Origin of the sequence: Armatimonas rosea (genome assembly GCF_014202505.1) — a bacterium.
GTDB classification, from domain to species: domain Bacteria; phylum Armatimonadota; class Armatimonadia; order Armatimonadales; family Armatimonadaceae; genus Armatimonas; species Armatimonas rosea.
This window is the reverse complement of sequence record NZ_JACHGW010000006.1, coordinates 26,693-40,170: the sequence shown is the minus strand read 5'-3', so window position 1 is coordinate 40,170 and position 13,478 is coordinate 26,693. Positions and strand designations below refer to the sequence as shown.

At 62.3% G+C, this 13,478-nt stretch carries 14 protein-coding genes and 1 tRNA gene; 7 read left to right on the top strand and 8 right to left on the bottom strand.

Translation table 11 applies throughout. The features are described from left to right. Positions 1-156 precede the first annotated feature (156 nt). The gene (locus HNQ39_RS25140) at positions 157-609 is read left to right on the top strand and encodes a BON domain-containing protein (protein ID WP_184203350.1); all 453 of its coding nucleotides are present in this window, start codon (positions 157-159) and stop codon (positions 607-609) included. Here HNQ39_RS25140 and trhO read toward each other — a convergent pair. After that, complete coding sequence (gene trhO, locus HNQ39_RS25135; RefSeq protein ID WP_184203349.1) at positions 606-1,499, bottom strand: oxygen-dependent tRNA uridine(34) hydroxylase TrhO; 894 nt, start codon at positions 1,497-1,499, stop codon at positions 606-608. The genes HNQ39_RS25140 and trhO overlap by 4 nt on opposite strands. A gap of 87 nt (positions 1,500-1,586) precedes the next feature. Between trhO and HNQ39_RS25130 the strand changes: the two genes are divergently transcribed. The 3 genes from HNQ39_RS25130 to HNQ39_RS25120 all read left to right on the top strand — a co-directional run bounded on the left by HNQ39_RS25130 (position 1,587) and on the right by HNQ39_RS25120 (position 4,173). Beyond that, positions 1,587-2,054 (top strand): hypothetical protein, encoded by a 468-nt coding sequence (locus HNQ39_RS25130; RefSeq protein ID WP_184203348.1) that lies wholly within the window; start codon positions 1,587-1,589, stop codon positions 2,052-2,054. 119 nt (positions 2,055-2,173) lie between these two features. Continuing rightward, positions 2,174-3,220: a Gfo/Idh/MocA family protein gene (locus HNQ39_RS25125; protein ID WP_184203347.1), complete on the top strand. Its 1,047-nt coding sequence runs from the start codon at positions 2,174-2,176 to the stop codon at positions 3,218-3,220. A gap of 20 nt (positions 3,221-3,240) precedes the next feature. Then, on the top strand, positions 3,241-4,173 hold the full coding sequence (locus HNQ39_RS25120) for a TolB-like translocation protein (RefSeq protein WP_184203346.1): 933 nt from the start codon (positions 3,241-3,243) through the stop codon (positions 4,171-4,173). Here HNQ39_RS25120 and HNQ39_RS25115 read toward each other — a convergent pair. From HNQ39_RS25115 to HNQ39_RS25085, 7 genes are all read right to left on the bottom strand, one after another. After that, positions 4,145-4,660, bottom strand: a complete 516-nt coding sequence (locus tag HNQ39_RS25115; RefSeq protein ID WP_184203345.1) for a YaeQ family protein — start codon at positions 4,658-4,660, stop codon at positions 4,145-4,147. The two genes, HNQ39_RS25120 and HNQ39_RS25115, sit on opposite strands and share 29 nt — an antisense overlap. Continuing rightward, positions 4,657-5,967 carry a WD40 repeat domain-containing protein gene (locus HNQ39_RS25110; RefSeq protein ID WP_184203344.1) on the bottom strand — a complete coding sequence of 437 codons (1,311 nt, stop codon included), beginning with the start codon at positions 5,965-5,967 and terminating at the stop codon, positions 4,657-4,659. Before HNQ39_RS25110 ends, HNQ39_RS25115 begins: the two co-directional genes overlap by 4 nt. Continuing rightward, positions 5,968-7,290 (bottom strand): WD40 repeat domain-containing protein, encoded by a 1,323-nt coding sequence (locus tag HNQ39_RS25105; RefSeq protein ID WP_184203343.1) that lies wholly within the window; start codon positions 7,288-7,290, stop codon positions 5,968-5,970. It lies immediately after the preceding gene. A 10-nt stretch (positions 7,291-7,300) separates the two neighbouring features. After that, positions 7,301-8,305 (bottom strand): WD40 repeat domain-containing protein, encoded by a 1,005-nt coding sequence (locus HNQ39_RS25100; protein WP_184203342.1) that lies wholly within the window; start codon positions 8,303-8,305, stop codon positions 7,301-7,303. A 1-nt stretch (position 8,306) separates the two neighbouring features. Continuing rightward, on the bottom strand, positions 8,307-8,945 hold the full coding sequence (locus HNQ39_RS25095; RefSeq protein ID WP_184203341.1) for a hypothetical protein: 639 nt from the start codon (positions 8,943-8,945) through the stop codon (positions 8,307-8,309). A gap of 87 nt (positions 8,946-9,032) precedes the next feature. After that, positions 9,033-10,037, bottom strand: coding sequence for a WD40 repeat domain-containing protein (locus tag HNQ39_RS25090; protein ID WP_184203340.1), 1,005 nt, complete (start codon positions 10,035-10,037; stop codon positions 9,033-9,035). A gap of 17 nt (positions 10,038-10,054) precedes the next feature. Further along, positions 10,055-10,678, bottom strand: coding sequence for a flavin reductase family protein (locus HNQ39_RS25085; RefSeq protein ID WP_184203339.1), 624 nt, complete (start codon positions 10,676-10,678; stop codon positions 10,055-10,057). Positions 10,679-10,707: 29 nt separating this feature from the next. Between HNQ39_RS25085 and HNQ39_RS25080 the strand changes: the two genes are divergently transcribed. From HNQ39_RS25080 to HNQ39_RS25070, 3 genes are all read left to right on the top strand, one after another. Continuing rightward, positions 10,708-11,664 (top strand): hypothetical protein, encoded by a 957-nt coding sequence (locus HNQ39_RS25080; protein WP_184203338.1) that lies wholly within the window; start codon positions 10,708-10,710, stop codon positions 11,662-11,664. Then, positions 11,655-11,724, top strand: a tRNA-Gly gene (locus tag HNQ39_RS25075). The genes HNQ39_RS25080 and HNQ39_RS25075 overlap by 10 nt, the downstream gene beginning before the upstream one ends. A gap of 123 nt (positions 11,725-11,847) precedes the next feature. Then, the gene (locus HNQ39_RS25070; RefSeq protein ID WP_184203337.1) at positions 11,848-13,473 is read left to right on the top strand and encodes a M48 family metalloprotease; all 1,626 of its coding nucleotides are present in this window, start codon (positions 11,848-11,850) and stop codon (positions 13,471-13,473) included. Positions 13,474-13,478: the final 5 nt, after the last annotated feature.

Sequence of the window (13,478 nt, the reverse complement as noted above, 5' to 3'; positions counted from 1 at the left end):
GACCTTCGTCGCCACGAGATTCGCTTGGCTCCGCAGGGAGCCGTCGCCCTCTTAAGCCCAGAGACTTGTTCTCAGGGACTCAGCACACGCTAAATTCCAGGGAACCTTGGGAGGTTATTGGGATATAGAGCGTCACAGAAAAGGAGAATCACCCCTATGATTCACACGGAAAACATCCTGCGCCACAGCATCGGCGCAACGCTCGCACTGCTCACGCTTGGCATGGTCTCGGGCTGTAAGAACACCGGAGAGGGCATGTCCAAGGACACCGAGATCGCGAAACAGTCTGCGTCGGCGGAGACCGAGAAGGCGGGTGAGAACGCCGCCAAGATGGCCAATAGCGCTGGGGAGATCGCCAAGGGCGCGGGGCAGAACGTCACCGGAGCCCTCGAAGTCACGCCCCTCATCAAGACCGCGATCACGGCCGACACCGAGCTCAACGATGCCAAGAACAAGATCGATATCGACACCAAGGACGGGATTGTCCATATCAAGGGGCATGTCTCTAGCAATGCGCTCAAGGCCAAGGCCACCAAGATCGCCACGGAGAAGATTAAGGAGAACCAGGGCACGGACAAGGTGATGAACCAGCTCCTGGTCCAGCCCTAGACCCGCTGTGCCAGGCGTCGCAGGTGGTAGGCACAGTTCTTAGTGCACGCCTTACCACAGTGTGGCTTGCCCGCACACGCCTCACAGACCTGGCCTGCCCCCTTGCAGTACCCACACGCGAAGCTCTCGGTCGCGGGGTCGCCGCAGTGGGGGCAGAGGCTATACTGCTGCGACGGCTGGAGCTTGCTGTCTACCGCGACACGGTGGTCGAAGAGAAAGCACTCCCCCTCGAACGCGCCACCGTCGGGGAACTCGGCAAAGTAGTTGAGGATGCCCCCATCGAGCTGGTAGACATTCTCGTAGCCCTTCTCCTCGAGCGCCAAGATCGCCTTCTCGCAGCGGATTCCCCCGGTGCAGTAGATCAAGACAGTCTTGTCCTGCGGCAGCGGGTTCTCGTCGATAAAGCGCCCAAACTCCGAGAACTGCCGGATCGGGGGCGCGACCGCCCCTTTGAACTTCCCGATCTTGGTCTCGTAGGTATTGCGGGTATCCACCACCACGACCTCGTCCTCCCCCCGCTCCAAGAGCGCGTGCCACTCCTTGGGAGCCAGGTGGCGGTGCTGTGTCGAGGTCGGGTAGAGACCGGGCAGCTCCGCGGTGACAATCTCCTCGCGGATCTGGATGGTCAGCCGCCGAAATGCGGGTGTTTCGGAGAACGAGTCCTTAAAGGTGAGGTCCGCAAACTCCGGGAGCGCGACCAGCGCCGTCTTAAATGCCGCCAACGCCTCGGGGAGCGCGCAGATAGTCGCGTTGATTCCCTCGGTTGCCAGCAGGATCAGCCCTTGAATCCCCTGCGCCTTCCCCAAGGAGAGGAGCTGGTCGCGGAGGGCAAGCACCCGCTCGGGGGTGAGTGGGACAAATCGGTAGAAGGCAGCGATCGCGTAGGTCATTTCACTTGCATTTTACCGCCCCTAAAAAACTTAGCTTCTGTTCCGAGAAATATATGGCATATCTCCAGTAGGAACCGATTAACAACGATGAGTAGCTTTACCAACCCTCTCCTTCCCCGCCCAATCGCCCTCACCGCGCCCCAGGACGTCAGCCTTACCGAGCGCCCCGAGCTGATCCTGGAGCTGCTAGCCGCCCTCCCCACCCACCTCCCCGCCGACCAGCAGCGCCGGATTGTGCAGAACATCCTCTCCCGGAAGTCCACGTTCGACCCGGAGACCCTTGTCGGGGAGCTAGCCTGGCAGAAGCGTGACTTGATGAGCTCGCTGGAGAGCCTCGCTCAAGAGGAGGAGAGCGAGCAGGTGGCGATCACGGCGCAGATCGAGGCACTCTGGGACCGACGCGATAAAGTGCAAGAGCGTTACACGCACCGCAGCGAGGAGCTCCAGAACCGTGTCGCGCAGCTCGACCGGGTGCTCTCGTTCTTGATCGGCGAGGAGCTCTTCACCGCCCCGCTCGCCGCTGAGCCCGAGCCGTTCTTTAATCTGGGAATGTAGGCAGCCCGTAGCCCTCTCAAGCCCGGACACTCGTTGTCCGGGCTTACTTGTTCTCAGGGCTCACGTGGTTCCGGCAAGATTGACAAGCTATAATGAACAAACTTTAGGAAGCACTGAGGATGTTCATGAAACCACTGCGCTTTGGGATTGTGGGTTGTGGCGGGATCGCGGGGCTGCACGCGCGGACCTTTCGCGATGGGCTAGAGAAAGACGGCACGGCGGTGCTGGTCGCGGGAGCAGAGAGCGATCCGGGGCGGCGAGCTGCCTTTGGAGAGAAGTGGGGAATCCCGATGCACGACTCGCTGGAGAGCCTGCTGGCACGCGACGATATCGACGCCGTGGCGGTCACCTCGCCCAGTGGGCTTCATGCCCAGCACGCGATTCAAGTGGTTAAGTCCGGGCGGCACGCGCTCTCAGAGAAGCCACTCGATACCAATGCGGAGCGCGCGGCGGCGGCGGTGGCGGCGGCAAAGGAGGCGGGTGTCGTGCTGAGCGGCATCTTCCAGCAGCGCTTCAATGCGGGTGTCCAGAAAGTGCGCCGCGCGGTGCAGGCTGGGGCGTTTGGCGAGCTGGTCTATGTCCACTGCGAGACCCCGTGGTACCGCGCCCAGAGCTACTACGACTCGGGCGCGTGGCGGGGAACCTGGGACCTCGATGGCGGCGTCCTCACCAACCAAGGCGTGCACATGGTCGATCGCCTGCTCTGGCTGGCAGGCGACTGGGACGAGGTGCTCCATGCGGTCTGCTCCCTCGGGAAGTTCCGGGATATTGAGGCCGAGACCCTGGGAGTGGCGACCGTGCGCCTGAAGAACGGAGCCATCGCCACGATCACGGGAACGACACTCGCCTACGATGGCATGGCGCAGCGGGTGCTGATCTGCGGCACCGACGGCAGCGCGGCCTTCGATGGGGAGACCTTGGTCAAGTTCAAGACCCGTGAGCCCTTTGAGGAAGCGAGCGCGGCAGTGGCGGAAGAGACCGGCGCGGAGAACAAAGCCGCCGATCCCCTCGCGCTCTCGTCGAACCAGCACGAGGCCAACTACCGGGACTTTATCGCCGCGGTCCGTGAGGGCAAAGAGTCGCTCATCAAGCCCGAGGAAGGGGTGCGTGTGGTCGCGCTCCTCAACGCCATCTACGCCAAGGCGGGCGCGGGTCCCTACGCTTAGAAAGCCCGAAAACCAAGAAGATGAGCCGGACATTTGATCTCTCCCCCGACGGCCGCTGGCTTGTCTTCTCCCCCTGGGGCGGTAAGCACCTGGGGCTGTTTCTCTTTGACCTGGTCGCGCGGGAGGTGAAGCCCCTCACCGCGCCGGGAATCTACGCCTACCATCCCGCCTTCACCCCCGATGGCTCCGCGGTGATCTACTCCCGCACCGAGAAGCTCTACGACGACCAGAGCGCGCTTTGGCGCGTTGAGGTGGGCAGTGGCGAAAACACCCCACTCCTGTCAAAGTCGCGCCACTTTCACGGTGCTCCCACGGTCACCCCAGACGGCTCGCGCATTGTCTTTATGTACTCCCACTGGATCGGCCCGAATCATACGGCAGGTGGTATTGCCTCGGTCCGAATCGATGGCACAGACTTTACGACGCACTCCGGCCAGGACTACCGCTGCGCCATGAACCCGCATGTCGCACTGGACAACCAGACCGTCGCGTTCTGGGCCTACGAAGACGAGAACACGCGCAATGGGATTGCCACGGTCTCCCTGCGTACCAAGGCCGCCCCGGTCTACCTCTACACCAAGGGCGGCGCGGTCTGCAACCCGCGCTTCGCTCCGGTCGGGACGGGCTTTACCTTTATCGCCGACCCGCAGGAGTTCCGCCACGAGCTGTTCTACGCGGACGCACCGGGCGCACCGGCTCGCGCACTCGGGGTCTTTAAAAAATCGGGGACGAGCCCGCGCAACCCGGCCTTCTCCCCGGATGGCAAGACGATCTACTTCCTCAACGACTCCAGCCTCTGGCGCATCCAGACCGATGGCATCGGCCAGGAGTGCCTCGCCGATGACACGCTCTTTAGTGATCCCCCCAGCTGGAAAGATGGAAAATCATCGCGGCGGGGCTGCTTGAGCGCGCTCGCCGTGTTTCTCACGCCCGGCAAGAGCAGGCTTGCCTAGCACTCTCCAGCGCCTCGCCGTTGAGCACAATACGGATCGTCTCCTCCAAGCACACGACCTCAACGGTGTTGGTGCCGCGTAGCAGCTCCACAAAACGCTCCGTGAAGCCGTCGTCGAAGCCGAGAACCGTCGCGTGCCCCGTGACATCTCTGGCCGCCACGGCCGCGTAGCGCTCGGCCTCACGCGCGGTTGCCTTCACCACGACTACCTCCGCGTGGCGGTTCTTGGCAACAATGCGCCCCAGCCGATCGGTCTCGATCTGGCCACAGTCGATCCAGAGCTGAACCTGCCCCGTGACGGGGTTTTGCGCGACCAAGTCCGGCTTGTGGCGCTGCCCTACCCCCTTCTCGATCTCCAGCGCGTGCTGTTTTCGGTAGAGGAGATAGGCCAGCAGCTTCAGCACGACGTGGCGCGGAAGGTCCCCGCCACTCTCCAGGATCAGCTTCTCACGCTCGCCGTCTTCGAGGAGCGTGAAGCTGTACTTCACTTCAGCCCCTCCAGGCTCCAGACGGCAATCCCACCGACTTGTCGGTCATACAGGGTCTTGCCATCGTCGGAGAAGCGCACCCGCTCTCCCAAAACCCCTCCATTACTGATTTTCTGCCGGGTATCAATCGTGGAGATCAGGCTCCCATCCGTCAGGCGATGTAGCCCGATAAAGCGCTCCCCGTAGCGCAGGGCCACCCGGTTTCGTGCCGGGTCGATTGCGAGGGCATACGTAAGCCCCGTGAAGCCCTTACCGTGCGGGATAAACCAGCGCTCCTTGCCTGTAGTTGCGTCCAGGCAGATCACTCCCCGATACATGGCATCATTGAGATTGATGAATTGCCTGGCGTCTTGTATTACCTTCTCGACCGTTGCTAGCACCGTGCCATCATTGGCGACCATGACCGTGTTCGCCGCGTTATGCTCGCGAACGGGGAAACTCCAGCGGGGCTTTTGCTCGCCGCGCTTCCAGAGCACCAGCTCCGCGCCCACGAGACCGTAGAGCCCTGTGCTGTTTTTGAGGGAGACACGCGCCGCGACCCACTGAGAATTGGGGGAGAGCGCGAGCTGGTAGCAGCGTGGATTGGTCGGCTGCCCCGCTAGAGTTGAGGGGATGGGAAAGCGAGCCAGCAGTGCTCCCGTCTCCGTACTCCGCAACGTCAGCACCCCGTCCTGAGACTCCAGAAGCTCCGTTCCCGCGACGGAGAGCAGGTTCTCAGCGGTGGTACTAGGGTAGGTGACCGTATTAATCGGCTTGCCGCTAGCCACATCCCACCAGCTCAGCTGCCCCTGGTTTTTCTTCGCGTTACCGTACTCCGCTGTCACTATCCGTGTGCCATCCGCGGTGATTCCGACCATAGAAGAGGTGCCATCAGGAGTGCGAACCGTTCCGAGTTGTTTGCCTGTGCCTGTGTCGTAGACCTGGGTCTGGTTGAGCCATGCAATCCCCTCACCACTTCCACGTTCTAGCTTGAGAGACCGCACCGCCATATAGCGACCATTCGCGCTCAGCGCCATCCCATTTGTCTCCGTGCCAGGCAACACGGCCAGGAGCTGGCGCGGCGCAAGCCGCCGCTCAACCAGCTGTGTTTGCACGGCGGGTCTCAGCGCCAGCCCAAGTGCCACCACCGGCACCAGCAACGTGCCCCAGAGCACGAGATGCCCACTACTGCTGCGCCTCCGACGCGTCCGAGCGCCCGTCGTCACCAGCACCGTTGAAGCGGCCACGACAGGTGTAGGGGCCGTGATGTGCTGGCTTGTGGGTTGTGTTTGCGTGGTCGGTGTGGGCGTGTTTGTGGTCAGGCGCACTTAGTCACCTCCCACGAGGGGCCGTAGCCGAATCCCAAACTCGTACCGCTCCGCGATGGTCGTGCCATCGGGCGAGAGTGCGACTCGGGGGACGCCACTGTACCCCGTGGAACCAAAGGCGGTCAGCGGCAGCAATGGCCCCCAATACTGGACATGGGGGTCGTAGAGCCGGATCCCGCTGGGCGTGGTCACCAGGACACTGTCCCCCGTCACCAGAAGCTCGCTACTCCACACCGAGAGGGCTTCATCGGCGCGCGCTTTCCACACCTGCTGTCCCGTCTTTGTATCGAAACAGACTAAGTGTGGCCCGTTGTAGCCCGATGTCATGCCGCGGCTATCCCGGGTTGTCGTCAGATCACGCACAATGGAGTAAATCCGTGTCCCGTCTGCGTTGAAGGCGACCGGTGCGGAGTCCTCGATCTCCGCGGTCCAGAGCGGAGCCTCTCGCCCCCGCTCCCAGTACACGAGGCTCGTTGATGAGGTTGTGTTGCGCGTCCCAAAATTCAGCATCGCCAAGGCGACGTGACGGTGGTCGGGCGAGAAGCTCCAGCGCTGTGTTGAGACGAGCCCCTCATCCGCAAGGAACGACGGCGGAAGCTTGAGGCGGCCAAGCGCTTTTCCGGTGCCGACATCCGCCACGGTGAACGACGTGAACATGCGCCGTGCGACCCGATCCCCTTGAACCCACTTGGAGACCGCCTCTTCAGGACGGTTACGGATCATGAGCTTGCCGTCGGTGGCAAAGGCGACATTGGGTGCGAGAGGCGTAACCTTACCCGTGGCAACCTCGACCCGCCTCGCCTTGGCCCCCGGCAGGATCAGCTCCTTACCCTTGTTGCTCCAGACCAAGGGGGTCGCCCAGCTGATGAGCGGCACTCTCGTCCCTAGCTCCTTACGGGCTTTCCAGTCCCAGAAACTGACATACGCGGGCAGCATGAGCCCCGCGTAGGACTTGGGATACGGCTTGCTTACCACCACCGCAAGGGTCTTGCCATCCGGGGAAAAGGAGCTCGTGACGGCATCCCAGCCGGGCGGGACGAGCAATGACTCGCGTGCCTCGGGGCTCCGAAGAAACGCTTGCTGCTGCTGAGCTGCCAGAAGGCGTGGCACCTTGGTCCCGAGCACGGCAAGCGGGGTAAGAAAGCATGCCAAGAGCCCAAGCCGTCGCCACCGCCGTCGGCCTGGACGCGTCTGCACGGGAGCTGCGACGCTCGCAGTCACCGAGGGCGTCGTGGCGGTCGTAGATGCCGTTGGTGCGGGTGCCGTACTGTACTGCGTCGGTGCGGCCTGGCTACGAGGAGCGGGAGTGTTCTTCAGTCGCATCGTTGTGTTTTCAGGGTCTGTGTTTTTGCCAGTCCCAGAGGTCGACACCCTCGGGTGTCAGGTCCCCCAGCCAGCGGCTCTCGGGGGAGAAGCGAACGATGCAGTGACTCGCCCAGCCCGCGGTCCGGGGAATTGTCCGTAGTAGTAGCCCGTTGTGGGCATCAAAGACAAGAAGGCTATTTTGGGAGGCAACCGCGACAAAGCGCCCATCAGGGGAGACAGTCAGAGCCTGCGGGGGGAGAGACTCTTGAGGAAGCGTGCACTCCCAGCTCGCAGTGGTCGAGAGGCCTATGTAGCGAAGGCGTGACCAAAGCCCCTGGGGCGCAGGAGACACCACCATCAGCCCGGTCTCATCGGGCGTGAAGGCGATCAGGTCCCACCGGCTGAGGTCCCGCATCGGCCGGGGATTGTCTCTCTGGGGGCCGGTCAGAAAGTACATCCCCTCTCCCCGTCCCTGGCGCGGCGAGTGTGTCTGTCCCCAGCCCAGCAGGTACTTCCCGTGCGGCGAGAGAAGGACACGGGAGAGCGAGAGGTTGGAGGGAGTCGTGCTGAGCTCCTTTCCCCTCGGATCCAGCACCTTCCAGCCATGGTCGAGGTAGAGATCGGTGGGCTTTGCGATAAATTGCCTGTCCGCGGAGATCGCATGCTCGTCGGAGAACTCACCGCTGCGGGCCGTGCTCCCGCTCCCCTCCGCCAGCAGTGCACCCGTCGCCGGGTCAAAGACAAAAAGGTCGGTCCTAGGGTGCCGTACTCTCAGGTTCTCATCCTCGGACGCGGTTTCTGCGCGGACTGCCTCCACCTCGACACGGTGGGTCTCAAGGTCAAAGGAAAACGACTTGGCCGACTTGCCGGAGGGAAGCCGAAGCCGAACGGCGGGGGCGAGTCCACGGGCAATCTGCTCTCGCTGATAGACCTGGGGGCCGTAGAGTGCCGTCGCAACCGCGGGGAGCAGGAGCCCGATTCCCAGAGGAACCAGCGCCCCCTGTTGCCGTCGTGTGAGGGTTAGAGCGTGCAATCTATGTCCCTTTCTGCCAGTCCCAGAGGGCAATCCCATCGACATAGGCATCCCCGAGGAGCTGACCATCGGAGGAGAACTGCAGATAGGAGTACTGCGGGAAGCCATTGTGGCGCTTGATTTGCCTCCGCAACTTCCCGGTCGCGCTCTCCCAGATGACGATACCATCTGTATAGCCCATTGCGACATAGACCTTATCCCAAGATAGCGCCAGGCACTCACGTGTCGCTCCAGCAGGTAAGAGCGAGGCAATATTTTCAGGAACGGGAATTTTTGTCATCAGCTCCTTATTTTTCTCGATCACAGCGGGATACAGCGGAGCGACTTCCGAGTTATACCGCTGCAACTTACCATTTAAGAGAAGAAACTCCGGATAGACATGCTCAACACCGTCAGGGTGACGCTTGGTGAGACCAGCGACAATCGTGTCCATGCGCGTAAAAACAAACGTACCGTCTGCGCCGTCGGGGAGCTCGAAATACGCCTGTGGGATAGGATCGCGGGGAAAGAGTTTTTGAGTGGCACGCGAGCCCACGGGAGGCCGGTTTCCTTGGTACAACCCAATCGCAACCAAGGGAACCAGAAAGCCTATCGAGAGCCCGACTACCCTACTGTGACGTCTACTTAGACTTGGCTGCATGTTCCATTTTACGGCAGTCAGGTCGGGCGCGCTAGCTCAAACATCATTGCCCGGCGCTGTCGTGGGGTGAGAGAGCGAGTGTGCATCCTACTTTCCTTTCTGCCAGTCCCAGAGCGCGACCCCATCCTGCTGAGACTCGCCCAGCAAGCGGCTATCGGGGGAGAACTGGAGCATGGCACGGGGATAGAACCCATTCAGGCGCGGCTGCTGCCACAGCGGTGCCCCTGTCTTAATGTCGAGGATCGCCAGTCCCTGCGCGAAAGCCGTGGCGACATACTTGCTGTCCCACGAGACCGTCATATCCTCCACTTGGAGGTTCTTGCCTCCCGTGGCGGGGAGTCTCACGAGCCAGCACAGCTTTCCAGTCGCCAGCTCCCGGCAGGCGAGCTCCCCGCTAAGCTCCGCTTCCCGATGCGAGATAAGAAGATAGCGCTCATCGGGGGAGAAGCGGAGGACATTGAGTGACTTGCCTCCCAGCCCCTTCAGTATCCTTGGCGGGTGGACACCGTGTTCCCAGATCACCAGCTGTTTACCGTCCGCCCCGGCATCTCCCCAGCCGACCAGATAGCGGCCTTTTGGAGAGAGAATCGCCTTGGTGAGTCGGACACCAGGCACCTCTCGGGCGACAGGGGGCGAGTCGGGGTGATCGGGATGCCCGAACATCCAGCGAGCCACGCCGGGCTTGTCGATGTAGCGGGCTCTGACCTTGTCGTCCCAGGAACGTACCAACGGGGCAAACTCCTGCCGCCCCATGAGCAGCATCGGGCTTGAAAGGCGGATCTCGATTGCCTCTCTTTTGCCGGTTCTTGTATTGAAAGCAAGCCCGCCACTTCCTTGTGCGTGCCGCGGAACAGCGGCGTCCGTGGCTGTGAGGACGACTTGCTCCGAGCCAAAGAAGGAAAACTCCCCCTCAAAATCAGCATCGCTCGGAAGCGGGCAGAAAAGGACAGGAGCGGACACTGGTTGTCGTGGGGTACGGCGGGCAACCACGCCCCCAACCACCAGTACGGGAAGGAGAAAAGTCGTCCACAGCGCCGTGGCGCGTACCAGATGGCGTAAAGGACGGGGCAGCAGCGTTGTCGTCGGGCGCATGTCCCATTTTACGGCAGTCAGGTCGGGCGTGCTAGCTCAAACATCGCCGTGGGAGTGGCGCGGGTGTACCAGTCACCGCTCATTCGAGCGATATAGTCCACCTGAGTCGGGTCCACCACCCCATTTTCGTCAAGTAAGGCTTCGTCGATCCAGTACCGCACCACCTCCCCGATAATGTAGTTGGCGGAGAGCGGCCCTGGCCCGTGCTTAACTACCTGAAAGAGCTTGCACTCCATCGCCAGCGGCGACTCGAGCACGCGGGCAGGCTTGACCACCTCGGTCGGGCCTGGGGTAAAGCCCGCTTCTTCCCACTCACTCACGCCGTAGGGGTACTCCAACGACGCCTGGTTCATCTTCTCGCGAATCCCGTAGGTCACGATCGAGATCGTGTACTCCCCGGTCGCCTCGATATTGACGAGCGTGTCCTTGGGCTCCCCGTGGCGGTTGTTCAGCGGCGAGATGGTCACCGAAGGCGGATTGGCCCCACCCGCCATGAAGTACGAGAACGGCGCGAGATTTGGCTTGCCCTCGGGCGAGAGGGTCGAGACAAAGGCAATCGGGCGCGGCGAGACACAGACATTGAGGAGCTTGTAGGCATCCGGGATCGCCATCGCCGACGGGTCAAAGGCACGGTGGGACATACGGAGAGTGTACCCGGTAGAATAGTCTCGTGAGCCCCTCTCTCAACCAGGCACGACACGAGCTCTTGGCCCAAGACAACTTGGATGCCTACTGTAATGCCTTGTTTGATCCCTACGAAGAAACCGCACTACGCATGCTCGCGGCGGGACGATTGGCGCTGTTTGGCGACTTTGGTCATGAGCTCCTTCTGCTTGCCTACGACACCCTAAAGGAGGATCCTCCTGGTAGGATTGCGGCGCTCCAGGCACTTGTAGGCGGTTTTCCAGCGGATGCAGAGACAGTTCTCACCCGTGCCCTTCACGACGACTGGCCGCGTGTGCGCCGTAGCGCACGCATCCTCATGCGAAAGCACCGCTCGCTCTTGGACCCCCACTTTAGGCTGGGGCACTACCTCCCTGAGCAACTCCGTCGCAATCCCGATTCCTGGTCAGGAGACCTTCATCTGTTCTTTCCTGAGGACCGCACCGTCCTCCTCCAGGCGATTGCCCGCGCACGGTTTTCTCCCGCGCTCCCAAGCCTGGTCACCTGGCTTGCAAGCACTCCCAATCTCTACGAGACCACCTGTGGGCAGGTTATCCGCTGCATCGCCACCTTTCAAAATGAGGCAATTCCCTTCGTCCTTGACGGCATTGCTCGCGCAACAGGAAAAAATAAAACGGTACTCGTTGAGCTACTTGGGGAGATTCGGACGCCGCAGGGGTGGGATGCCCTGGAATCTCTCAGCACACCCACCGCTCGCAAGGTTCAAAAGCAGCTTCGTATGGAGCGCAAGCGTAGAAACGAAAGCCTTAGGCTCTCGCCGAGCCACTCGGACTCTTGGAGTGCCTACTGGCGCGAGTCGAGAAGAGCACAGCTTGAGACGCCTGGTAGAAAGGAACGACTTAGCCAAGTCGCCTACGATTCTACGCTCTCGTTTGAAGTTCGCCAGCACGCTCTCGATGAGCTAGAAGCCCTGCGGCGGTATACTTACCCTGGAAAGCGGTAGTTCAAGCGGAAGAACATTGCCCTGCCAAGGCAAAGGATGTCGGTTCGAGTCCGGCCCGCTCTCCGTCAAGACCTCCCTTCTGTCGCTCGAAAAGCGATTGGGTCCACAACGACCTGGAGCCCTGGCAGCGGTATAATGCCCCCGGAAAGCGAGCCCGTTTTTCTGAGAGACTGAGAATTCAACGTGAAGAGACCCGATACCCTTGCCAACGAGCTCGAAAAACTTCTGGGCCGGGCCTCCAGCGATGCGCTCATTGGGGCATCGGGGGTTGACGACGATCCCCTCCTTGCAGGCTGGGTGACGCGGATCGGGGGCGAGGTCACGGCGCACTCCGACCGGCTCGATAGCAAGCCAGAGTTTCTGATCCTGGGCAGCGATGTCGCCAATGCGCTGACCCTACCCGGAAGTAAAGTCTTGGTGACGCGAGGGCTCCTCGATGAGATCACTAGCGACGACGAGCTGGCAGGGGTGTTGGCCCACGAGAGCGCCCATGTCGCCAAGCGCCATGCGTGGCAGCAGATCGAGGGAAACGCGCTCTTTGCGTTGGCGATGCGCCTGCTCAAGCCCAAGGGCGCGCTGCTCCAGCAGGGCCTGCCGATTCTCAACCTGCTCCGTGCCCTCGCCCAGAGCCGCGACAATGAGTACCAGGCAGATCACGTCGGCCTGGGGTTTGCAGCAGCGGCGGGCTACGCGCCGCTGGGGCTTTTGCGCTTTATCGAGACCATGGCCAGTGGCCCGATGGCACGCTGGGAGGAGTACTTTGCCACCCACCCGCCCGGAGCCAAGCGCGCTCAGGCCGGGCGCGCGCTTGCCTTGCTACAAGACACGAGCCCCGATAGCCGTGCGACACTCGCCGCAGGCTTTGCCCAGCGGGGGTTTGTGGGGGTAGCGGAGCTCGCGCGGCTGGGTCGAGACCCCCTCGCACTGCCGACCCTGAGCGCCCCCCAGATCCCCGAGGGCCTGCGCGACCAGCGATTGGCGCTGGAGCGCTCCCAGAGCGCACTTCTCAAGGGGCTCCTCAAGACCTACAAGCCGCTCGTGACCGCCAGTACCCTCCAGCAGCTTCTCCTGCTCACCGCCCCAAGCCAGGACATCCGCTTTCTGGCGCTGGCAACCCATGCGTACCTGGTGCAGTTTCGCATCCAGGACACCTACGCCCGCACGGTCCGTAGCCTGCGGGTAGCGGCACCGGTCTGGGACGACCTCGCGACTGGCAGCCACGGCGATCCCCGCGAGTGTGAGCTCGGGCGGGCAGAGGTCAAGGAGGCGCTACGGCGGCTCGAGGGCGTCCCGGCTCCCCTACAGCGCGCCAGCCAGGCCGCCCTCACCGCCCTCGCCGATCTCCAGCTGGGGCGCTTCTACCACTTGAGCAGCGGCGCACAGTGGACCCGAATCGGCGCGATTGAGGGACTGGTACGCTACGCCGAGAGCGAGCTCTCCCGTGCGGACAAGGCAGCGGGGATTGCCTGGCGCTTTCTGTCTCTCGCCCGTATCCGCCGCTACCAGCGCCGCCTCACCGCCCTTGTCCCACAAGACAACACAGAGGCACGCGGAGTCTGGCAGGAGCTAGCGGCACGCCGCCTTGGACGCCCCCCAGACGCCGCCCAGTCCACCGGAGAGGCGAGCCTACGCACCGCGCTCTTGGTGCAGCTCGGGAAAGAAATCCCACGGCTCGGCCCCGCACTCTCTGTGGAAGGGGTGGCACAAAGCGGCGGAATACCCGAAAATATCGCGACTGTCCTGCGGCTCTTGACCCTGGACGTGGAACGCGAGCTCGCGGCTCGTGCGTACTTGCGACAGAAATCTTGAGGATG

What these genes read in the sequence shown, in the direction of transcription:
- HNQ39_RS25140 (WP_184203350.1), top strand. Translation starts at nt 157, where the DNA reads ATGATTCACACGGAAAACATCCTGCGCCACAGCATCGGCGCAACGCTC.
- HNQ39_RS25105 (WP_184203343.1), bottom strand. Translation starts at nt 7,290, where the DNA reads ATGCGACTGAAGAACACTCCCGCTCCTCGTAGCCAGGCCGCACCGACG.
- HNQ39_RS25130 (WP_184203348.1), top strand. Translation starts at nt 1,587, where the DNA reads ATGAGTAGCTTTACCAACCCTCTCCTTCCCCGCCCAATCGCCCTCACC.
- HNQ39_RS25085 (WP_184203339.1), bottom strand. Translation starts at nt 10,678, where the DNA reads ATGTCCCACCGTGCCTTTGACCCGTCGGCGATGGCGATCCCGGATGCC.
- HNQ39_RS25095 (WP_184203341.1), bottom strand. Translation starts at nt 8,945, where the DNA reads ATGCAGCCAAGTCTAAGTAGACGTCACAGTAGGGTAGTCGGGCTCTCG.
- HNQ39_RS25120 (WP_184203346.1), top strand. Translation starts at nt 3,241, where the DNA reads ATGAGCCGGACATTTGATCTCTCCCCCGACGGCCGCTGGCTTGTCTTC.
- trhO (WP_184203349.1), bottom strand. Translation starts at nt 1,499, where the DNA reads ATGACCTACGCGATCGCTGCCTTCTACCGATTTGTCCCACTCACCCCC.
- HNQ39_RS25125 (WP_184203347.1), top strand. Translation starts at nt 2,174, where the DNA reads ATGTTCATGAAACCACTGCGCTTTGGGATTGTGGGTTGTGGCGGGATC.
- HNQ39_RS25090 (WP_184203340.1), bottom strand. Translation starts at nt 10,037, where the DNA reads ATGCGCCCGACGACAACGCTGCTGCCCCGTCCTTTACGCCATCTGGTA.